At 70.1% G+C, this 22,185-nt stretch carries 15 protein-coding genes; 10 read left to right on the top strand and 5 right to left on the bottom strand.

Features of this window, described 5'->3' with window-relative positions:
* The first annotated feature begins 86 nt into the window (after window positions 1–86).
* From ACU6RU_RS04095 to ACU6RU_RS04085, 3 genes are read left to right on the top strand one after another with little or no spacing between them, the layout of a single operon-like run.
* Window positions 87–2,342 carry a carbon starvation CstA family protein gene (locus tag ACU6RU_RS04095; RefSeq protein ID WP_446725957.1) on the top strand — a complete coding sequence of 752 codons (2,256 nt, stop codon included), beginning with the start codon at window positions 87–89 and terminating at the stop codon, window positions 2,340–2,342.
* Window positions 2,343–2,345: 3 nt separating this feature from the next.
* The gene (locus ACU6RU_RS04090) at window positions 2,346–2,639 is read left to right on the top strand and encodes a YbdD/YjiX family protein (RefSeq protein WP_120263746.1); all 294 of its coding nucleotides are present in this window, start codon (window positions 2,346–2,348) and stop codon (window positions 2,637–2,639) included.
* Between the two features lie 18 nt (window positions 2,640–2,657).
* Window positions 2,658–3,857, top strand: a complete 1,200-nt coding sequence (locus tag ACU6RU_RS04085) for a glycoside hydrolase family 3 N-terminal domain-containing protein (RefSeq protein ID WP_446725956.1) — start codon at window positions 2,658–2,660, stop codon at window positions 3,855–3,857.
* A gap of 42 nt (window positions 3,858–3,899) precedes the next feature.
* Here the strand turns inward: ACU6RU_RS04085 and gtfA are convergent, their stop codons facing one another.
* From gtfA to ACU6RU_RS04060, 5 genes are read right to left on the bottom strand one after another with little or no spacing between them, the layout of a single operon-like run.
* Complete coding sequence (gene gtfA / locus ACU6RU_RS04080) at window positions 3,900–5,378, bottom strand: sucrose phosphorylase (RefSeq protein WP_446725955.1); 1,479 nt, start codon at window positions 5,376–5,378, stop codon at window positions 3,900–3,902.
* A gap of 26 nt (window positions 5,379–5,404) precedes the next feature.
* On the bottom strand, window positions 5,405–6,370 hold the full coding sequence (locus ACU6RU_RS04075; protein ID WP_446725954.1) for an alpha/beta hydrolase fold domain-containing protein: 966 nt from the start codon (window positions 6,368–6,370) through the stop codon (window positions 5,405–5,407).
* Complete coding sequence (locus ACU6RU_RS04070; RefSeq protein ID WP_064955134.1) at window positions 6,367–7,191, bottom strand: carbohydrate ABC transporter permease; 825 nt, start codon at window positions 7,189–7,191, stop codon at window positions 6,367–6,369. The genes ACU6RU_RS04075 and ACU6RU_RS04070 overlap by 4 nt, the downstream gene beginning before the upstream one ends.
* Entirely contained in the window at window positions 7,188–8,150 is a 963-nt protein-coding gene (locus ACU6RU_RS04065) for a carbohydrate ABC transporter permease (protein WP_446725953.1), read from the bottom strand. The genes ACU6RU_RS04070 and ACU6RU_RS04065 overlap by 4 nt, the downstream gene beginning before the upstream one ends.
* 9 nt (window positions 8,151–8,159) lie before the next feature.
* The gene (locus ACU6RU_RS04060; protein WP_120263741.1) at window positions 8,160–9,515 is read right to left on the bottom strand and encodes an ABC transporter substrate-binding protein; all 1,356 of its coding nucleotides are present in this window, start codon (window positions 9,513–9,515) and stop codon (window positions 8,160–8,162) included.
* A 134-nt stretch (window positions 9,516–9,649) separates the two neighbouring features.
* On the opposite strand from ACU6RU_RS04060, the gene ACU6RU_RS04055 reads away from it, so the two are divergent.
* From ACU6RU_RS04055 to ACU6RU_RS04025, 7 genes are all read left to right on the top strand, one after another.
* Window positions 9,650–10,735 carry a LacI family DNA-binding transcriptional regulator gene (locus ACU6RU_RS04055; RefSeq protein ID WP_446725952.1) on the top strand — a complete coding sequence of 362 codons (1,086 nt, stop codon included), beginning with the start codon at window positions 9,650–9,652 and terminating at the stop codon, window positions 10,733–10,735.
* A gap of 14 nt (window positions 10,736–10,749) precedes the next feature.
* The gene (locus tag ACU6RU_RS04050; protein WP_446725951.1) at window positions 10,750–13,332 is read left to right on the top strand and encodes a DEAD/DEAH box helicase; all 2,583 of its coding nucleotides are present in this window, start codon (window positions 10,750–10,752) and stop codon (window positions 13,330–13,332) included.
* Between the two features lie 714 nt (window positions 13,333–14,046).
* Window positions 14,047–14,583: a DUF1697 domain-containing protein gene (locus ACU6RU_RS04045; protein WP_446725950.1), complete on the top strand. Its 537-nt coding sequence runs from the start codon at window positions 14,047–14,049 to the stop codon at window positions 14,581–14,583.
* Window positions 14,584–14,627: 44 nt separating this feature from the next.
* Window positions 14,628–16,763, top strand: coding sequence for a DNA helicase RecQ (gene recQ, locus ACU6RU_RS04040; RefSeq protein WP_446725949.1), 2,136 nt, complete (start codon window positions 14,628–14,630; stop codon window positions 16,761–16,763).
* 144 nt (window positions 16,764–16,907) lie between these two features.
* On the top strand, window positions 16,908–19,028 hold the full coding sequence (locus ACU6RU_RS04035; protein ID WP_289330683.1) for an acyl-CoA dehydrogenase family protein: 2,121 nt from the start codon (window positions 16,908–16,910) through the stop codon (window positions 19,026–19,028).
* A 56-nt stretch (window positions 19,029–19,084) separates the two neighbouring features.
* A complete protein-coding gene (locus ACU6RU_RS04030) occupies window positions 19,085–19,732 on the top strand; it encodes a DNA-3-methyladenine glycosylase I (RefSeq protein ID WP_289330684.1) in 648 nt (215 codons plus the stop codon).
* Window positions 19,713–22,088: an ATP-binding cassette domain-containing protein gene (locus tag ACU6RU_RS04025; protein ID WP_446725948.1), complete on the top strand. Its 2,376-nt coding sequence runs from the start codon at window positions 19,713–19,715 to the stop codon at window positions 22,086–22,088. The genes ACU6RU_RS04030 and ACU6RU_RS04025 overlap by 20 nt, the downstream gene beginning before the upstream one ends.
* Window positions 22,089–22,185: the final 97 nt, after the last annotated feature.

Here is a 22,185-nt window from a genome sequence, read left to right as displayed (position 1 = left end):
ACCATTACGACCAAATTCCGGCAACGGTTCGGAGCGTCCGCCTAAGCTGGGAAAACGCAATGAAGCGCCTTCCCCCAGGAGAACCGATGCCTCGATCCTCGTCCGACATCGTCACCGACCCGAAACTGCCGCCGGTCGCCGTCTCCGACGACCAGCTCCGCGCCGCCGCGCGGTGGACGCCGCTGAAGGTCGTGATCTGGATCGCGATCGCCCTGCTCGGCGGCCTCGCCTGGGTCATGCTCGCCGTCGTCCGTGGCGAGACGGTCAACGCCATCTGGTTCGTCTTCGCCGCCGTCTGCACCTACCTCATCGGCTACCGCTTCTACTCGAAGGTCATCGAGCGCTATCTGCTGCGCCCCGACGACCGGCGCGCGACCCCGGCCGAGGTCAAGCAGGACGGCAAGGACTACGTGCCGACCGACCGCCGCGTGCTCTACGGCCACCACTTCGCCGCCATCGCCGGCGCCGGTCCGCTCGTCGGCCCGGTGCTCGCGGCGCAGATGGGGTTCCTCCCCGGCACGATCTGGATCATCGTCGGCGTCGTCGTCGCGGGCGCCGTGCAGGACTACACCGTGCTCTTCTTCTCGATGCGACGCGGCGGCCGGACGATCGGCCAGATGGCACGCCAGGAGCTCGGCCGCATCGGCGGAACCGCCGCGATCGTGGCATCCCTGCTCATCATGCTGATCATCGTCGCGATCCTCGCTCTCGTCGTCGTGAACGCGCTCGGCGAGAGCCCGTGGGGAGTCTTCTCGGTATCGATGACGATCCCGATCGCGCTCTTCATGGGCGTCTACCTGCGCTACCTGCGCCCCGGCAAGGTCACCGAGGTGTCGATCATCGGATTCGTGCTGCTGATGGGCGCGATCATCGCCGGCGGCTGGGTCGCCGACACCGCGTGGGGCCAAGAGATCTTCCACCTCGACCGCACCGTCATCGCGTGGGGCATCATCATCTACGGCTTCATCGCCGCGGTGCTGCCCGTCTGGCTGCTGCTCGCTCCGCGCGATTACCTGTCGACGTTCATGAAGATCGGCGTCATCGTGATGCTCGCCGGTGCGATCGTGCTCGTCCGCCCCGAGATCTCGGTGCCGGCGGTGACGATCTTCGGCGAGAACGGCCTCGGCCCCGTGTTCGCAGGGCCCCTCTTCCCGTTCCTCTTCGTCACGATCGCCTGCGGTGCGCTGTCGGGATTCCACGCGCTGATCGCTTCGGGGACGACGCCGAAGCTCGTCGAGAAGGAGCGCCAGACGCGCTTCATCGGATACGGCGGCATGCTCATGGAGTCGTTCGTCGCGATCATGGCCCTCGTCGCCGCGATCTCGATCGACCAGGGCATCTACTTCGCTATGAATGCTCCGTCGGCGGCGACCGGCGGCACCGTCGAGGGCGCGGTCGCCTTCGTCAACTCGCTCGGCCTCGCCGGGGTCGAGATCACCCCCGATCTGCTGATCTCGACCGCAGCCGACGTCGGGGAGGAGTCGATCGTCTCGCGCACCGGCGGCGCGCCGACCCTCGCGCTCGGGCTCGCGCACATCATGCAGCAGGCGCTCGGCGGACAGGCGATGATGTCGTTCTGGTACCACTTCGCGATCATGTTCGAGGCCCTGTTCATCCTCACCGCCGTGGATGCCGGAACCCGCGTCGCCCGCTTCATGCTGCAGGACTCCATCGGCGCCTGGATCCCGAAGTTCCGTGACGTGTCGTGGCGTCCGGGCGTGTGGATCACGACGGCGATCATGGTCGCCGGCTGGGGCGCCATCCTCATCCTCGGCGTCACCGACCCGCTCGGCGGCATCAACACCTTCTTCCCGCTGTTCGGCATCGCGAACCAGCTGCTGGCCGCGATCGCGCTCGCCGTCGTGCTGGCGATCGTCGCCAAGCGCGGACGGTCGTACGTGAAGTGGATCTGGATCATCGCGGTGCCGCTGGCCTTCACCGCCGTCGTGACGATCACCGCGTCGGCGTACAAGATCTTCTCGCCGGTGCCCGCCATCGGCTACTGGGCGAACCACTTCCGCTACCGTGACGCCCTCGCGTCGGGCGACGAGAGTCTGGGGCCCGTCGCGACGGTCGAGGCGGTCATCCGCAACACCGGGGTGCAGGGCACGCTGTCGATCATCTTCGTCGTCCTCGCGATCATCGTCATCGTCTCGGCCGTCGTGGTGGCCGTGCGCGCGATCTTGCGGGGCGGGGGCGAGGAGACCGAAGACCCCGCGGCGCCGTCCCGCCGCTTCGCGCCGGCCGGCTTCATCCCCACCGGCCCCGAGCGCGAGCTCGAGAAGGAGTGGGAGCCGCTGCTCGCCGAAGAGCGGGCCGAGACCGCCCGCCGGGGGCATTGACCGATGGCGCTCGCGCACAACTCCTCAGAATCGGCGCCTCTCGGCCTGGCAACCGCGGTTTCCGCGCCGCAGCGCACCGGATCGAAGGAGTTGTGCGCGCGCGCCGGTCGGGCCGTCCTTCGCGTCGCCCGCGCCGTGCACTGGTACGTCACCTCGCTCATGGGAGACAACGCCTACGCGACGTACCTCGCGCACCAGCGCCGGACGCACCCCGGCACCCCGCCCCTCACCGAGCGGCAGTTCTGGCGCGAGCGCATGGACGACCAGGACCGCAACCCGGGTGCGCGCTGCTGCTGACCGAGTGACGATGGAGGAGTGACCCGAACCCCCTCCTCCTCGCGCGCCGGCCGTTCCGCGCTCGCCGCCGCCCTGGCCGGGGTGCTCGCGTTCGCCGCCGGGTGCGCTCCCGAGCCCGGCCCGGCTACCCCGACGACGTCTGCCCCGAGCCCGACCGGGTCGACCGCCGCGACCGAGCCCCCCGCCACCCCGTCCGACCCCGCCGCGGCGCTCGGGCTCGCGGGTTGCGTCGGCCAGGTGCTCATGGTCGGCACCCCGGTCGACACGGTCTCGCCCGATGCCGCTGCGGCGATCCGCGACCGCGGCGTGGGTGGGTTGTTCCTCCACGGCCGTTCGAGCTCGGGGGTCGATGCCACGGCGGCGCTCGTCGCGCAGTTCCGCGACCTCGCCCCCGAGGGCGACCCGAGGCTCTGGGTCGCCACCGACCAGGAGGGTGGCGAGGTGCAGGTGCTGAGCGGGCCCGGGTTCGACGAGATGCCCTACGCCATCCGGCAGGCCGACCTCGGTCCCGACGCGCTCCGCACCGCTGCGGCCACGTGGGGTGGGCAGCTGGCTGCGGCGGGCATCGACGTCAACCTCGCCCCGGTGGCAGACATCGTCACGAGCTCCGAGACCCGCCTCGACAACCCGCCCATCGGCGCCCTCGGCCGGCAGTACGGCTACGACGAGCAGACCGTCGCCGCGGGCGCCGGGGCGTTCGCCGACGGGATGCGCGGCGCCGGTGTGCTGCCGACGTTCAAGCACTTCCCGGGGCTCGGGCGGGTCGACGCGAACACCGACTACACCGCGGAGGTGCTCGACACCGTGGTCTCGGCGGACTCGCCCGACGTCGACGTCTACCGCGAGCTGACGGCATCCGGTCCGTCGCTCGTCATGGTCGGCACCGCGCGGTATCAGAACATCGATCCCGACAACCCGGCTGCGTTCTCTTCGGCGGTGCTCGACCTGCTGCGCGAGCGCGTCGGCTTCGACGGCGTCGTCATCACCGACGACCTCTCGGCCGCGGCCGCCGCGGAGATCGTCGCCCCGGGCGACCGGGCCGTCGAGGCGCTGTCGGCGGGGGTGGACATCGTGCTGGCGTCCGCCGACCCGACGGTGCTTCCCGCGATGTACGACGCGGTCCTCGCGCGGGCGCAGTCCGACGCGGTGTTCGCCGAGCGCGTCGATGAGTCGTGCGGCCGGGTGCTCACCGCGAAGGATGCCGGCACGGCCGGCTGATGCTGCGGGCGGGGCAGCGCGCACTGCCCCACCCGCCTCGGCTCAGTCCCCGGCGAGACGCGTGTGCGACCAGGTGCTCGTCGCCGAGCCGTCGGTCGCCGTCAGCTGGAACGAGGCGTCGTCGAGGTCGAAGCCGAGCGTGACCGACGCACCGGCGGCATCCCACCGCAGCTCACCGCGAGCGCCCCGCAGATCGTGCGAGAACGTGCCGGTGAAGGCGGGGTGGGTGGCGCGCAGCCGGAGCGCGTCGAGCTGGAGCCCGACGACCGGTCGCGCCAGCGCGGCGTCGATCTCGTCGGGCGTGTAGTGGTGCCGGTTGACGTCGCGGCCGACGCCGGTGGACCTCAGCAGCTCCATGTCGTTCTCGCCGGCGAGCAGTCCGACGTAGTAGACCTGCGGGATGCCCGGCGTCATGATCTGCAGCAGCCGGGCCAGCGCGTATCGCCGGTCGTCGCGGCCGAGCGCGTCGTAGAACGTGCAGTTGACCTGGTAGAGGTCGAGGTTGGATGCCGCGGCCCCGGTCGCCTGGCGGCTGGTGCCGCCGCTGGCGTCGTGGATCGCCTCGACGAGGGCGTCGATCTGCTCGGGTTCGAGCAGTCCCGGTTCGCCGGGCGCGAGGTCGCTCACGCCGACGTCGATGATCCCGATGCCGTCGTGGGTGTCGAGGACCGTGATGGAGTTGGCGGGGCGGATCTCGAGCCAGCGCGCGAGGGGCCGCGTGTCGAGCGCGTGCAGTGCGTGCAGCACGAGGGGCGGGAGCGCGAAGTCGTAGACGTAGTCGACGGTCTGAGCGATCGCGATCTGCTGGGTGTGATGCCCGTGGATCTCGAGCAGCACCTGGGCGCCCCGATCATGCGCGAGCTCGAGGATGCGCTGCGTGTAGCGCTCGGTCGCCTCCGTCATGAAGCAGCTGGTGCCGGCTTCCTTGCCCGTGTACCCGACGGCGTCGAGCCGGAGCATCGTCGTGCCGCCCGCGACGAGGGCGTCGATGACCGCGGTCAGGTAATCCCATGCTGCGTCGGTGCGCAGGTCGATGTCGATCTGCTCGGACGTGAACGTGGTCCACACCAGCCGCAGCCGGTCGCCGAGGACCATGGCGGTGAAGGGGAGGCCCGGACGCGGGCGATAGATGCGGGTGAGGTCGGCCTCGGTGACGCCGTCGGGGAACACGGAGTCGAGCGTGAGGAACATCGGTGCGAAGGGCGAGGCGTCGCCGCGGCGGCGGACGTCGGCGAAGGCAGCGGAGTCGGCGGAGACATGGTTGACGATGAGGTCGCTCATGACCGTGTGGGTCTCGCTCAGCAGGCGGACGTCGTCCCACGTTCCCAGCCGCGGGTCGATCGAGGCGTGGTCGACCGGGTCGAAGCCGGCATCCGCGCCGTCGAACGGGGTGAAGTAGGGCAGCAGATGGACGCCGCCGAAGACGCCCGACAGGCGTGTGGCGAGCAGCTCGCGGATGGCGGTGACGGTGCCGCCGAGGCGGTCGACGTAGGTGATGAGCTGGGGGGAATCGGGGTTCATGGTTCGTGGGGTTCTTCCGAGCGGGGTCAGATGCGGTGGAGGAGGCGGCGCAGCCACTCTTCGCGGGCGCGTCGCGCATCGCGGGCGAGTACGGTCCACGGCGCGAGGAAGTCGAAGGCATGCGCCCCGCCGGGCCAGACGTGCAGTTCGGCGTCGCCGCCGTCGGCCCACATCCGGCGGGCGAAGGCGACGCATTCGTCGCGGAACGTCTCGGCGGAGCCGACGTCGATGAAGGTCGGGGGCAGCCCCGCGAGCGAGCCGGCCACGGCGGGCGACGCGTACGGCGGCACCTCGCCCTCGACGCCGGAGAGGTACGCGGCCCAGGCGGTCGCGTTCGCGTCGCGATCCCACGAGCCGTGGCCGGCCATCTGCCGCGCCGACTCCGAGTCGGAGCGATGGTCGAGCATCGGGCAGAGCAGCACGAGCCCCGCTATGCGCGGGCCTCCGCGATCGCGAGCGAACAATGCCGTTGCCGCGGCGAGACCGCCCCCGGCGCTGACCCCCGCGACGATGATGCGGTCGCCGTCCAGCGCGTGGGGCGCCTCGGGCCCGGCCAGCCAGCGCAGGGCCGCCGCGGCGTCTTCGAGAGCCGCGGGATACGGGTGCTCGGGCGCGAGCCGGTACTCCACCGAGACGACGGCGCACCCGGTGCGCTCGGCGAGCGCCGCCGTGGCCGGCATGTCCGAGTCGGCGGTGCCCGCGATCAGCCCGCCTCCGTGCAGGTGCAGGATGACGGGGACCGGTCGCCGGACGACGACGGGCGTGTAGACCACGACGCCGACCGCCGGGTCGTCGTCATTCCATCCGGGCACGAGCAGCTCCTCGCGCTCGAACGCGCCGTGGGCGGTGAGCTCGACCAACGGTGCCGCGACTCCGGAATCGCGCACGCGCGGGATCTCGTCGCTGCTCATCGATACGACCACGAGGTCGTCGAACTCGACGAGAGCGCGGGCGACGGCGTCGTCGAAGGGAGGCCGTGCGACATCCGTCATCCCTTCACCGCCCCCTGCAGCAGTGCCGCCACGAACTGACGCTGGAAGATCAGGAACACCAGGAGCGTCGGCAGCAGGATCAGGATCGATCCGGCGCACAGCAACGGGATGTCGGTGCCCCACTGCCCCTGGAACGCGCCGAGCGCGCCGGCCATCGTCCGTTTGGTGGGGTCGTCGACGAGGACGATGGCCAGCAGGAACTGGTTCCAGGTCCACAGGAACAGCAGGATCGCGAGCGATGAGATCGCGGGGCCCGACAGCGGCACGTGGATGCGCCAGAACAACTGCCACGTCGTCGCGCCGTCGATGCGCGCGGCCTCGGTCAGCTCGTGCGGCATGTTGACGAAGTGCGCCCGCATCCACATCACCGCGAACGGCATGAACAGACCGATCAGCGGCAGGACGATCGCCAGCTGGGTGTTGAGGAGGCCGTAGCCCTTCATCTGGTAGTAGATCGGCACGATGATGCCCTCGAAGGGCAGCGTCAGGCCGAGGACGAACAGCACGAAGATCGCACGGGCGAACGGCACGCGCAGGTGGCCCAGCGCGAAGCCGGCGAGCGTCGCGATGACGAGCGAGATCGGCACGACGCCGAGCTCGATGAGAGCGCTCGAGCCGAGCATCTTGAGCATGTCGGCCGACTGGAACGCGAGGGCGAAGTTGTCCCAGTGCGGGGTTTCGGGCCACGACAGGCCCTTCGGGTACGTGCCGGGCTCGTGGAGCGCGGTGACGAAGAGCGTGATGAACGGGATGATCGTGAACGCCATCACCACGATCAGGACGATGCGGCCCGTCCAGGCCTCGACGGCGGAGGTTCTCATGCGTCTTTCTCGTTTCCGCGCGTGATGCGGTTCAGGGGCAGGACGATCACCAGGACGAGCACCGTCAGCACGACGGCGAGCGCGGAGGCCTGGCCGACCTCGCGCTGGAAGAACGCGAGGTAGTAGATCTCGAGACCGGGCACCGTGGTCGAGCCGCCGGGCCCGCCCTGCGTGGAGATGTAGATGATGTCGAAGCTGCGGAGCGCGTTGATCACGGTGATGAGGATCGCGACGCCGAGCTCCTGGCGCACCGCGGGCAGTGTCACCGTGAAGAACTCGCGGATCGGTCCCGCGCCGTCGATGCGGACGGCCTCGTACAGGGCCGGATCGATCTTGGTCATGCCCGAGAGCATGAGCAGCATGCACAGGCCGAGGGAGACCCAGGCCCCGATGACGCCCACGGCGGGAAGGGCGGTGTCGAAGTCGCCGAGCCAGGCGCGGGTGACGCCGCCGAGGCCCACCAGGCGCAGCGCCTGGTTGACCAGACCGTCGGCGGCGAGCAGCCACGTCCACATGATGCCCGCCGCGACCAGGGGAATCACCTGCGGGAGGAACAGCACGGTGCGCGAGACACCGGCCAGACGGCTGCCGCCGAGCTTACGGATCAGGGCCGCCGAGATCAGCCCGAGGATCACCGGCACGATCGAGAAGTACAGGATGAGCTTCAGAGCGTTGAGGATCGGGACCAGCAGCGTCGAGTCGGTGAAGATCCGGATGTAGTTGTCGAAGCCCGCCCACGTGGCGGTGGTGATGCCGTCCCAGTCGTAGAACGAGTACTGGACGGTCGAGCTGAGCGGGATGAGCACGAACATCGCATACGCGATGAGCGCGGGGGCGATCAGGGCGAGACCGATCGACCTCTCGCGCAGGCGCCGCGGGGAGACGCGGCGCCTGCGCGGCCGAGAGGCCGATGAGTCCCGGGATGCCCGGCGGTCGCCGAGCTGTCCGGTGACGGTCATCGGAGCGGCCTACTCCTTCTTCTGGCTGAGGTAGTCGGACTGCACCTTGCTCAGCAGGCCGTCGGCGGTCTGCTTGCCGGCGAACAGCTCCTGCAGGTTCGGGGTCAGCGTCTTGGCGTAGATCGACCCGGTCGCGTTGGCGATGAAGTCCATCGAGCCGTTGTTGGCCGAGAGCTCGGCGCCCGCGGCGAGGGTCTCGGCCGTCACGCTGCCCTCCGCGATCTCGGGCATGAAGGCGTCGGCCGGGCCCATGGGGTGCGAACCGCCGGATTCGACGGCGATGGTGCGCGCCGTCTCGTCGGTGGCGACCCAGTTGAAGAAGAACGCCGCGCAGTCGGGCTCGTCCGCGTAGGCCGAGACGCCGTACGTCGTCGGCGCCGACATCGCGCCGACCTGGCCGCCGGTCTCGACCGGGGGCATGAGGAAGAAGCCGACGTTGTCGGGCATCTGCGCGTCGAGGTTGCCCGACTCCCAGTCGCCGTTGAAGATGAAGACGCTCTCGCCGCCGATGAAGCGGCTCATCATCTGCGAGTAGTCCATCGAGTTGATGTCGGGGGCGAAGAAGCCGGCATCGATCCAGCCCTTCAGGTGCTCCGCCGCCTCGAGGTTCTCAGGGGTGTCGATCGTGGCGTCGTCCTTGAGGAAGATCCAGTCGTTGATCTTGCTGGGCTCGCCGTACGAGGCCATGAGCGCCTGCAGCGGGAAGGCGAGGCCTCCGGTTGCACCGCCGTTGAACTGCGCGACGGGCGTGAGGCCGGCATCCTTCGCGGCCTGCAGGTATCCGTCGAGCTCGGCGAGGGTCGCGGGCGGCTCGGTCATGCCCGCCTGCGCGGCCAGGGTCTTGTTGTAGAACACCCCGGTGACGGAGTAGTTGATGCCCATGCCGTAGAGCGGGCCGTCGCCGCGCTGTCCGTTCTCGTCGACCCGCAGCTGCTCGAGCTGCGACGACGGCCACTGGTCCCAGCCGTAGGCCTCGGCGTAGGGATCGAGGTCGTAGAGGAGGTCGCTGTCGACCAGATCGACGATCGTGGGGAGGCGCATGATGTCGGGCGGCGAGTCGACCAGCACGCGGGGTGCGTTCTGGGTGATCACGGCGAACTGGTCTTCGCGCAGGTTCACCGTGACGTTCGGGAACTGCTTCTCGAACTCGGTGGCGAGGTCGCTGAAGACCGGGAAGCCCGTCTCGACGTAGGCGTCGAGGGTGACGTCATCCGTTCCGCACGTCGTCTGGATCGGACCGCCGGATGCCGCGCCTTCGCCGGCGGGCGCGGCGCTGGGCGGAGCGCAGGCCGAAAGGGTGACCGCGACGGCGAAGCCGGTCGCCGCGGTGGTGAGAACACGTCGTCGCATTCGTGTCGACATCATCGTCTACCTTCTGTGGGTGGTGGAGGGGCAGGTGCTGCTAACACGAAATAGCACCTGGGCTAAAACGTACTAGCCGATGGCGCTTCTCCGCAATCGCGGCATACTGAAGCTGCACCGGAGCGAGAGGGGGAGAGATGAACCGCAAACGCGTGACGCTGGCACAGGTCGCCGCGGAGGCCGGGGTAGCGGCCTCGACCGCATCCCTCGTCCTCGCCGGTCGCGGCAGCGAGGTGCGCCTGTCGCAGGCCCTGCAGGACCGGGTGCGCGCCGCCGCCGAGCGGCTCGGCTATCGTCCCAACGCCGTCTCGGTCGGATTGCGCACGGGCAGCACGCGCACCCTCGCGTTCATCTCCGACTCGGTCGCCTCGTCGCGACTGGCCGGCGAGATGATCAAGGGCGCCATCGACGCCGCCCGGGCCCGGGGCTTCCTCGTCTTCGTCGGCGAGACCGGCGGCGACGTCCAGCTCGAACGGCAGCTGCTCAACGCCATGTTCGACCGGCAGGTCGACGGCCTCGTCCTGGCCTCGATGATCACGCACCGCCGGGCGCTGCCACCCGAGGCGACCCGCAGCCCCGCCGTGCTGCTGAACCTCGAGGTCGACGGGGCGACGGATGTTCCCCGGGTGCTTCCCGACGAGTACGCCGCCGGGCGCCAGGCCGTCGGGCACCTGCTCGAGCGCGGCCACCGCGACATCCACCTCATCGGCGCCGGCCCCACGGAAGACGACGTGCCGCCGTTCTCGCTCGGTGCGCAGCAGCGGCTGCACGGCATCCTCGATGCCCTGCGGGATGCCGGACTCGAGCCGGCATCGGGAAGCCCTGTGGTCCAGTGGCTGCCGCCCGAGGGGTTCCGCCTGACGTCGCAGCTGCTCGACGGGGGAGTCGTGCCGCAGGCACTGATCTGCTTCAACGACCGTCTGGCGATGGGTGCGTACCAGGCGCTCGGTGAGCGGGGACTCGCGGTGCCCGACGACGTGTCGGTCGTGTCGTTCGATGACGTCTCGTTCGCCCAGTGGCTGCGGCCAGGACTCACGACCTTCGCCCTGCCGCACCGGGCGATGGGCAAAAAGGCCGTCGAGCTGCTCATCGACCGGGTCGAGGCATCGAAGGGTGACACCGGTGGGGGCGAGGCGCCGGTGGCCCCGGCGCTGCTGCCCATGCCGCTGCGTGTCCGCGCGTCGGTGCGGCAGCTCGACGAGGCCGCCGTTCCGCAGGCGTAGGGCAGACTCGAGGGATGACCTCCGCGCCGCTGCTCGACCTCATCGGCCCGGACCCCTCCGACGACGCGATCTACGACGCCTTCACGACCTGGGCGGAAGGGCGAGGCCTCAGCCTCTACCCGGCGCAGGACGAAGCGGTCATCGAGCTCGTCTCGGGAGCGAACGTGGTGCTGGCCACGCCGACCGGCACGGGCAAGTCGCTCGTCGCGGTCGCGGCGCACGCGACATCCGTCGCCCGCGGTGGGCGCACGTACTACACCGCCCCGATCAAGGCGCTCGTGAGCGAGAAGTTCTTCGCGCTCGTCGAGATCTTCGGCGCCGAGAGAGTCGGCATGGTGACGGGCGACTCGTCGGTCAACCCCGAGGCGCCGATCATCTGCTGCACGGCCGAGATCCTCGCGAACCTGGCGCTGCGCGAGGGACCCGACGCCGACGTCGACCAGGTCGTCATGGACGAGTTCCACTTCTACGGCGACCCCGACCGCGGCTGGGCCTGGCAGGTGCCGCTGCTGACGCTGCCGCGCGCGCAGTTCCTGCTGATGTCGGCCACGCTCGGCGACGTCACCGACCTCGCCGACGACCTCTCGCGCCGCACGGGCCGGCGGACGGCTCTGGTCACCGGGGTCGAGCGTCCCGTGCCGCTGCACTTCTCGTACGAGCGGCGTCCGGTCCACGACGTCCTCGAGCGGTTGCTCGAGGAGCGCGAAACCCCGGTCTACATCGTGCATTTCTCGCAGGCCGCCGCGCTCGAGCGGGCGCAGGCCCTGTCGAGCGTGAAGATCACGACCCGCGAGCAGCGGGATGCCATCGCCGAGGCGATCGGCGGATTCCGCTTCACGACCGGCTTCGGCAAGACCCTCTCGCGACTCGTGCGCGCCGGCATCGGGGTGCACCACGCCGGCATGCTGCCGCGCTACCGGCGCCTCGTCGAGACGCTCGCCCAGCGCGGGCTGCTCAAGGTCATCTGCGGCACCGACACGCTCGGGGTGGGCATCAACGTCCCGATCCGCACGGTCGTCATCACCGCGCTGTCGAAGTACGACGGGACCCGGATGCGGCAGCTCACCGCCCGTGAGTTCCACCAGGTCGCGGGCCGTGCGGGCCGCGCCGGATTCGACCCGCACGGCAACGTCGTGGTCATGGCGCCGGAGTGGGAGATCGAGAACGCCGTCGCCCTCGCCAAGGCCGGCGACGACCCCGCCAAGCGGAAGAAGATCGTGCGCAAGAAGGCGCCGACCGGGGTCGTCAACTGGGGCGAAGGGTCGTTCGAGCGTCTCGTCGATGCGCAGCCCGAGCCCCTGACGCCGCAGATGCAGTTGACCGCCGCGATGCTGCTCAACGTCATCGGTCGCGGCGGCGACGTGTTCGGCAACGTCCGCTCGCTCGTCTTCGACAACCACGAGCCCCGCGCCCGCCAGTATGCCCTCGCCCGCCGCGCCCTCGCGATCTTCCGCACCCTGGTCGCCGCCGGCATCGTCGAGGTGACGCGCCCCGCGCCCGCGCCGGCGCCTGCCGTCGACTCGCCAAAGAGTGCGGATGTGGCGGGTGCGGCATCCGCATTCTCTGGCGACTCGACGATCAGGCTCACCGTCGATCTGCAGCCGAACTTCGCCCTCAACCAGCCGCTGTCGCCGTTCGCGCTCGCCGCGATCGAGCTGCTGTCGCCCGATGATGCCGAGACAGGTACCGGGCACTACGCGCTCGATGTGGTGAGCGTCATCGAGGCGACGCTCGACGACCCGCGCGCCATCCTGTCGCAGCAGGAGTACAAGGCTCGCGGCGAGGCGGTCGGCGCGATGAAGCGGGACGGCATCGAGTACGACGAGCGGATGGCGCTGCTCGAGGAGATCACCTGGCCCAAGCCCCTCGCCGACCTGCTCTCTCAGGCGTTCGAGACCTTCGCATCGAGCCAGCCGTGGGTCCGCGACTTCGAGCTGTCGCCGAAGTCGGTCGTGCGTGACATGTTCGAGAGGGCCATGTCGTTCGGCGAGTTCGTCTCGTTCTATCAACTCGGGCGCAGTGAGGGGTTGGTGCTGCGGTACCTCAGCGACGCCTACCGCGCGATCCGCCAGACCGTGCCGGCCGAGGCGCGCACCGACGACCTGATGGACCTCATCGAATGGCTCGGCGAGCTCGTGCGCCAGGTCGACTCGAGCCTCGTCGACGAGTGGGAGTCGCTCGCGAACCCGACCGGCGACCCCGACGCCCCGGTGGTACCGCCCGCGCCGCCCTCCGTGCTGACGAACCGGCGCGCGTTCACGGTGCTCGTGCGCAACGAACTGTTCCGCCGCGTTCAGCTGGCGGCCCTGCAGGACGACGAAGCCCTCGAAGCCCTCGACCCCGACGTCGACTGGCCCGAGGTGCTCGACCGCTATTACGACGACCACGACGAGGTCCTCACCGGCGGGGCGGCGCGCTCGCCGTCGCTGTGCGTCATCGACGAGTCCGCCGCTCGCGACGGTCTCTGGCGGGTCGAGCAGATCATCGACGACCCCGCCGGCGACCACGACTGGCGCATCCGCGCCGAGGTCGACCTCGAGCAATCCGTCGAGGCCGGCACGGCGGTGGTCCGGGTCACCGAGGTCGTCCGCCTCTGACTCCGGCGGGGACGGCGGTGCCCTGCCGGGGCTGCCGGTTGCCGGCTGTGTCTTGCCGCGCTCTGCTGTGTCTTGCCGCGCTCTGCTGTGTCTTGCCGCGCGGGCGTGTGCCGTCGTCAGGCTGAGCGCGGAGCTGGGCCCGGTTGCGGCCCGAGTACAGCTGCTGAGCCTGTTGGCGGGACGTGGTCGGCGGTCCGCGAAGACGGGCGGGCGTGGTCCGCGGCCGTCTGCCCCCGCTCGGTCTCGCCTCCGGTTCGGCGGGCGCGCCGTGCCGTCGACAGGCTGAGCGTGGAGCTTGGCCCGGTTGGGGCCCGGATACCGCGGCTGAGCCTGTTGGCGGGACGCGCCCAGCCGGCGGGTCGGTAGGGCGGGCCGGTAGTGCGTGGAGCCGGCGGGTCGGTAGGGCGGGGCCGGCCGGGCGCCGAGCCGGCGAGCCGGGAGGGCGGTGCCGGCCGAGGGTGGAGCCGGTCGGGTGCGGCGACCGGCCCGGGGCGGGTGGCCAGGCCGGACGGCGGGGAGGAGTACACCGGGCAACGGTGCCGGCGACAGGCTGCGCGCCGGTTTGCGGTGTCGCGGGCGCGACTTCGGGTGAGCCAACCTGTGCACGGGACGCGTCGGGGCGGGGCCGCTGGGTCGCGCGACCGCCGACAGGCTGACTGCCCCGGTGCGGGCTGCGCAGCCGCGGATGTCGCGGGCCCGGGGCATGATGAGGCTGTGGCCACACATCTCGGGTTCCTGCGGGCGATCAACCTCGGCGCGACGCGGGTGTTCCCGAAGGACGACATCCGCCGCGTGACCGAGGGCGTCGGCTTCGATGACGTCGCCACGCACATCAACACCGGCAACATCCGATTCGAGACGCGCATGCGCTCCCGGGCGAAGATCGAGCGGACCCTCGAGCGGGCGTACGCGGTCGACCGGGGGTTCGACGTTCCGACGATCACGTTCCGGGCCGATGAGTTCGCCGCGCTCGCCGCTGAGGCGCTCGCGGTGAGCGACGCGAACCCGGGCCTGGCCCGTCACTACGTCTACCTGCTCAAGGACGAGCTCGATGCCGACACCGTCGACCGGGTCGAAGCCCTCGCCGCTCCCTCCGGGCGCATGCTCGTGCGGGGTCGCGCGGTCCATGCGCTCCTCGAACCCGGGTACCGCGACGGCACCGTCGACCCGTTGGGCGCGGCGAAGCTCCTCGGTGTCGCGACCAACCGCAACCTCGGCGTCGTCACGACCCTCGCCGAACGGTGGTGCTGACGGGGGCGTGCGACGCCCCTGCGTCTGGGGACGCGCCCAGCAGGATGTCGGATGCCGCGGCTATCGTGAATCGAGTGAGTCGAGAGCAGCAGCCCCGGGATGTCGATCCCTACGCCGACCTCGACTGGAACCCCGACGAGTTCGCGCCACCCGAAGACTTCGACGCACCGCCGCCGCCCGAGTTCGACGGGTACGGCGCCGCTGTCGCCCGCGCCACTCGCGACCGCGCTGCAGCCCCTGAGTCGAGCGCCCCAGCCCGCCGGGCCGCAGCCCCGGCCCGCACCGCAGCTCCGGCCCGCACCGCACACCCGGGCGCGACCGCAGCTCCCGCCGCCGTCCTCTCCCTCGCCCGTCGCGACTTCGTCGGGACCGACCCGCGCGCGGTGCTCAAAGAGGTCTTCGGCTACGACGACTTCCGCGGCGACCAAGGCGACATCGTCTCGCATGTCATCGGTGGCGGGGATGCCGTCGTCCTCATGCCCACAGGCGGAGGCAAGTCGATCACCTACCAGGTGCCCGCGCTCGTGCGCCCGGGCACCGGCCTCGTCGTCAGTCCGCTCATCGCGCTCATGCACGATCAGGTCGACGCTCTGATCGCCAACGGCGTGCGCGCCGCCTATCTGAACTCCACGCAGTCTCCGGGCGAACGCGCGGGCGTCGAGCAGGCCTACCTCGCGGGCGAGCTCGACCTGCTCTACGTGGCGCCCGAGCGCTTGAGCGTGCCGCAGACGACGCAGCTGCTGCAGCGCGGAGCCCTGAGCGTCATCGCGATCGACGAGGCGCACTGCGTCTCGCAGTGGGGCCACGACTTCCGGCCCGACTACCTTTCCCTCGGCGACCTCGACGAGCGGTTCCCCGGGGTGCCGCGTATGGCCCTCACCGCGACTGCCACCCGCGCAACGCACCAGGAGCTGACCGAGCGGCTTCGGCTGCCGCAGGCGCGTCACTTCGTCGCGAGCTTCGACCGGCCCAACATCCAGTACCGCATCGAACCCAAGGTCGATCCGCGGCGACAGCTCGTCACGTTCATCCGCTCGATGCCCGAGGGCTCGGCCGGCATCGTCTACGCGCTCAGCCGCAAGTCGGTCGAGCAGACGGCCGACTATCTCGCCGCACAGGGGCTCGACGCGTTGCCGTACCACGCGGGGCTGCCGGCCGAGATGCGTGCTGCCCACCAGTCGCGGTTCCTCCGCGAAGACGGCGTCGTCATGGTCGCGACGATCGCGTTCGGGATGGGCATCGACAAGCCCGACGTCCGGTTCGTGGCCCACATCGACCTCCCGAAGTCCGTCGAGGGGTACTACCAGGAGACGGGCCGAGCCGGGCGCGACGGCGAAGCGTCGATCGCCTGGATGGCCTATGGCCTGGGGGACGTCGTGCAGCAGCGGCGCCTCATCGACCAGAGCCCCGGCGACCGCACCTTCAAGATGCGCATGGGGCAACACCTCGACGCGATGCTCGCCCTGTGTGAAACAGTCGCGTGCCGCCGACAGAATCTGCTCGGCTACTTCGGCCAGGACTCCGAGCCCTGCGGCAACTGCGACACGTGCCTCACGCCGCCCGACACCTGGGATGGTCTGATCCCCGCCCAGAAGCTGCTGTCGACGATCATCCGGCTTCAGCGCGAACGCAATCAGTCGTTCGGCGCCGGCCATCTCGTCGACATCCTGCGCGGCGCGTCGACGGAGCGCATCCGTCAGCAGCGCCACGACGAGCTGGCGACGTACGGCCTCGGCTCCGATCTGTCCGACCAGGACTGGCGCAGCGTCATCCGGCAGCTCCTCGCTCGCGGCATCCTCGTCGCCCGCGGCGAGTACGGTGTGCTCGCGGTCGGCGATGCCGGAGCCCCCGTGCTCAAGGGCGAGACCGGCGTTCCGCTGCGACGCGACGTGCTCGGACGAGGGCAGAACAGCGGCGGCTCGCGGGTGCGCAAGGCTGCTGCGGCCGAGCAGGTGGCCGAGGGCGACCGCGACCTCTTCGAGGCGCTGCGCGCGTGGCGTGCCGAGCAGGCGCGCGAGCAGGGGGTGCCCGCCTACATCGTCTTCGGCGACGCGACCTTGCGCGCCCTCGCCGATCGTCGGCCCCGCACCTCGGCCGACCTCGAGGGAATCACGGGCATCGGCGCCAAGAAACGCGAGGCCTACGGCGACGCCGTGCTGGCCGTCGTCGCGTCGCACTGACCGACCGGATGTCGCGGTCGCACAATGCGGGTCGCCGACGTACCGGCATCCCGTTGTACCCATCGTCCAACCCGCTTGGCGAGGTGTTGTGGAAGTTCTACCGTGATTATCGACTCCGATCCTTCCGACGTCGAAAGGCACGCGATGACCGACGCCGCTGTTCGTCCCCACAAGCCCGCAACCGAGAACCGCACCCCCGCCGGGGGAGCTCCGACCGCGCCCCATACCGCGGAGGAGGCGCACGAGGCGCGCATCGACATCGACGCGGTCACCGACATGCTGCTCGGAACCTGGGCGGCGACGCGTCGCGAGGCGCGCGAGATGATCAAGGACCCCGTGTTCTGGCAGATCCCGGGCGAGCCGATGGCTGAGCACCGCGAACGCGTACTCAAGCAGCTCCACCTGCTCGTCGAGCGCGGCGCCTCGGGGCGCGGCTATCCGAAGGAGTACGGCGGCGACGGCGACAACGGCGCGAACCTGGCCGGCTTCCAGGAGCTCGTGCTCGCCGACCCCAGCCTGCAGATCAAGTCCGGCGTGCAGTGGGGCCTCTTCGGCTCGGCCATCCACCAGCTCGGCACGAAGCCCCACCACGACGCGTGGCTGCGCGACGCGATGGAGATGCGCCTGCCGGGTGCGTTCGCGATGACCGAGACCGGGCACGGATCGGATGTCGCTGCCATCGGCACGACCGCCACGTACGACCCCGAGACCGAGGAGTTCGTCATCCATACGCCGTTCCGCGGTGCGTGGAAGGACTACCTGGGCAACGCGGCGGTGCACGGCAAGGCGGCCACCCTCTTCGCTCAGCTCATCACGGGCGGCGTGAACTACGGCGTCCACTGCTTCTTCGTGCCGCTCCGCGATGACGAGGGCAACTTCCTGCCCGGCGTCGGCGGAGAGGACGACGGGGTCAAGGGCGGGCTCAACGGCATCGACAACGGTCGTCTCCACTTCGATCACGTCCGCATCCCGCGCACGAATCTGCTCAACCGCTACGGCGACGTCGCGCCCGACGGCACCTACAGCTCCGACATCGCCAGCCCGGGCCGCCGGTTCTTCACGATGCTCGGCGCACTCGTGCAGGGGCGCGTGTCGCTCGACGGCTCCGCCACGACGGCTTCAGCGCTCGCGGAGTACATTGCCGTGACCTACGCCAACCAGCGCCGCCAGTTCGACTCCGGCGCCGGCACCGAAGAGGTCACCCTGCTCGACTACGGTCGGCACCAGCGCCGTCTGCTGCCGCGGATCGCGCAGACCTACGCGCAGTTCTTCTCGCACGACGAGCTGCTGCAGGCGTTCGACGGCGTGTTCTCGGGCCGCACCGACACCCCGGAGGGGCGCGAGAACCTCGAGACTCTCGCCGCCGCCCTCAAGCCGCTGTCGACGTGGAACGCGCTCGACACGATCCAGGAGTGCCGCGAGGCATGCGGGGGTCAGGGCTTCCTCGCCGAGAACCGCATGGTCGACCTGCACCACGACCTCGATGTCTTCGCCACTTTCGAGGGCGACAACAACGTGCTCCTGCAGCTGGTCGGCAAGAGGCTCCTCAGCGACTACGCCAAGCAGTTCAAGGGCGCCGACGCCAGGTCCCTCGCGAAGTTCGCCGCCGTCTCGACGGCCGAGCGCGTGTTCCACGGTGCCGGTCTTCGCCGCCTCGGTCAGTCGGTAGCCGACTTCGGGCAGATGGCGCGGTCGGTCGAGCTCGGGCTCCGGGCCGAGCAGCAGCACGAACTGCTGACGGGCCGCGTCGAGCAGATGATCGCCGACATCGCCGCCGCTCTCCGTCCCGCGTCGAAGATGTCGCAGCAGGATGCCGCCGCCGTCTTCAACCAGCACCAGTCGGAACTGATCGAGGCCGCACGCGCCCACGGTGAGCTGCTGCAGTGGGAGGCGTTCGCGCAGGGTGTCGAGCGCGTCGGCGACGAGGGCACCCGCCAGGTGCTCGTGTGGCTGCGCGACCTCTTCGGTCTGACCCTCATCGAGCGGCACCTCGCCTGGTACCTGATCAACGGTCGCCTCTCGACTCAGCGGGCAGCCGCCGTCACGAGCTACATCGACCGGCTCTGCGCGCGCCTGCGCCCGCACGCCCAAGATCTTGTCGATGCCTTCGGTTTCGCACCCGAGCACGTCCGCGCTCCCATCGCGTCCGGCGCGGAGGCGGAGCGGCAGCGCGAGGCGCACGAGTACTTCGCCGACCTCGCCGCGTCGGGCAACGCGCCCGTCTCGGAGAAGACGCTCGCGAAGTCGGGAAAGCGGGGCTCCTGAGGCGCGGCCCGGCCATCGGGTCCTTCCGTGTCGGACGCCCTCGCTAGCCTGGCGGAATGGCGCTCGACCTCATCACCGGACCCGACGGCCTGGACCGCTGCGGCTGGGTGGGTGACGACGCCGAGTACCGCCGCTACCACGACGAAGAGTGGGGTCGCCCGCTTCACGGCGACCGTGCGCTGTTCGAGAAGCTGAGCCTCGAAGGGTTCCAAGCGGGGCTCAGCTGGATCACGATCCTGCGCAAGCGCCCGCGCTTCCGCGAGGTCTTCGCCGGCTTCGAGCCGGTGCGTGTGGCGGCATTCGGTGCGACGGAGATCGCGGCTCTCATGGCGGATGCCGGCATCATCCGCAACCGGGCGAAGATCGAGGCCACCATCTCGAACGCGCGGCTGCTGCTCGACGTCGCCGACGGCGAGTTCGACGAGCTCATGTGGTCGTTCGCTCCTGAGGCGGGCCGGCCTCGCCCCGCGACACTGGCCGACGTGCCGCCGGTGACGACGGAGTCCGAGGCGATGAGCAAGGCACTGCGCCGCCGTGGCTTCCGATTCGTCGGTCCGACGACGATGTACGCGCTCATGCAATCGACCGGCATGGTCGACGACCACGTCGAGGGATGCCACCGAACCCTCGCCCTCGACGTCGCGAAGCCCCACAATGGGGAGGTCCGCACCGAGAGGATGTCCGATGGCCGCCGCATCCGCTGAGATCGTCGCCGATTCGCACGAGGTCATCCGCGTCCGAGGCGCGCGCGAGAACAACCTCGACGATGTCGACGTCGACGTCCCGAAGCGACGTCTCACGGTGTTCACCGGGGTGAGCGGCTCGGGCAAGTCCTCGCTCGTGTTCGGCACGATCGCCGCCGAGTCGCGGCGTCTCATCAACGAGACCTATCCCACCTTCGTGCAGCAGTTCATGGCGCAGATCGGGCGGCCCGACGTCGACTCGCTCGAGAACATCAGTCCCGCGATCATCGTCGACCAGGAGCGGATGGGCGCGAACGCGCGCTCGACCGTGGGCACGGCGACCGATGTCCACGCGATGCTGCGCGTGCTGTTCAGCCGCATCGGCGAACCGTTCGTGGGGTCGCCGCAGGCGTTCTCGTTCAACGTGCCCTCGGTGTCCGGCGCCGGCGAGATCACCATCGCCGTGGGCGGCGATGCGGGCCGCGAGCAGCGACGGTCGTTCCAGGTGACGGGTGGCATGTGCCCCGACTGCGAAGGTCTCGGCGAAGTGAGCGACGTGGACATCGATGAACTCGTCGATCGGTCGAAGTCTCTCAACGAGGGGGCCATCCAGGTTCCGGGCTACAACGCCGACGGCTGGATGGTGCGCGGGTACAGCGAGTCGGGTCTGCTCGATCCCGACAAGCCGATCGCCGAATACTCGGATGCCGAGCTTGCGGATTTCCTCTACAAAGAGCCCACGAAGATCAAGATCCAGAGCATCAACATGACCTACGAGGGGCTCGTGCCCCGGATCACGAAATCGATGCTGCAGAAGGATCGCGACGCGTTGCAGCCCCACGTCCGGGCTTTCGTCGAGCGTGCGGTGAAGTTCATGCCGTGCTCGGCATGCGGCGGAACGAGACTCAACGCGGGCGCGCGCTCGGCGAAGATCGCCGGCGCGAGCATCGCGGACGCCGCGGCGATGCAGATCACCGATCTGGCCGACTGGCTCGGGGCGATCGACGCCCCCGCCGTCGAGCCGTTGCTGGCCGGCCTGCGAGCCACCGTGCAGTCCTTCATCGACATCGGCCTCGGCTATCTCTCGCTCGACCGCTCATCGGGAACGCTGTCGGGCGGCGAAGCTCAGCGGACGAAGATGATCCGGCATCTCGGGTCGAGCCTGACGGATGTCACCTACGTCTTCGACGAACCGACCGCGGGTCTTCATCCGCACGACGTCCAGCGCATGAACGAGCTGCTGCGGGGGCTCCGAGACAAGGGCAACACGGTGCTCGTCGTCGAGCACAAACCCGAAGTCATCGAGGTCGCCGATCACGTCATCGACCTCGGTCCCGGGGCGGGACGCCATGGCGGGCGGATCCAGTTCACCGGATCCGTCGCCGAGTTGCGGGCATCCGGCACCCTGACGGGGCGGCACCTCGACCACCGGGCTCAGCTCAAGCCGACGGTGCGGGCGTCGACCGGCGTCATCGAGATCCGTGGAGCGACCGCCAACAATCTCAAGTCGGTCGACGTCGACGTCCCGCTCGGCACCCTCACGGTCGTCACCGGGGTCGCCGGCTCGGGGAAGTCGTCGCTCATCCACGGCAGCCTCGCGGGGCGGGAGGGAGTCGTCGTCGTCGATCAGTCGCCCATCCGAGGCAATCGTCGCAGCAGCCCGGCGACGTACACGGGCCTGCTCGATCCGATCCGGTCGGCGTTCGCGAAGGCCAACGGGGTCAAGCCGGCTCTCTTCAGTGCCAACTCGCAGGGGGCGTGCCCGGCGTGCAAGGGGCTGGGGGTCATCGTCACGAAGCTCGGCATCACCGCATCCGTCGAGACCGAGTGCGACGTGTGCCAGGGGTCGGGGTTCAGTCCCGAGGTCCTCCAGTACACCCTCGACGGGCGAACCATCGCAGACGTGCTCGCGCTGAGCGCAGCCGAGGCGGCCGAGGCGCTGCCCGCACGTGTGGCGGGCGGCATCCTCTCGCGTCTGATCGATGTCGGCCTCGGTTACATCACGCTCGGCCAGGCGCTCAGCACACTCTCCGGCGGGGAACGACAGCGGCTGAAGCTCGCGATCTCGATGGCCACGTCGGGTTCGGTGTACATCCTCGACGAGCCGACGACGGGCCTGCATCTCGCCGACGTCGACAACCTCCTCGCCCTGCTCGACCGGCTCGTCGACGCCGGCAACTCCGTCATCGTCATCGAGCACCATCAGGCGGTCATGGCGCACGCCGATCACATCATCGACATCGGTCCCGGTGCCGGGCGTGACGGCGGGCAGGTCGTGTTCGAGGGGTCGCCGGCCGACCTCGTGGCGGCCGCCGACACACTCACCGCGCAGCATCTGCGGCGCTACGTCGCGACGAGCGCGGCGCCGGAGCGGTGATGCACACGTCCGCCAGGGTTGACATGGGGAGAACTCCCCATGTCAACCGCCGAATCCGGCACCCCTCTTGACATAGGGTGGTTCCGCAGTTCAACCA

The organism is Microbacterium sp. F1-18 (genome assembly GCF_052921305.1).
The sequence above is the reverse complement of the archived record's forward strand: the minus strand, read 5'-3'. Positions and strand labels throughout refer to the sequence as shown.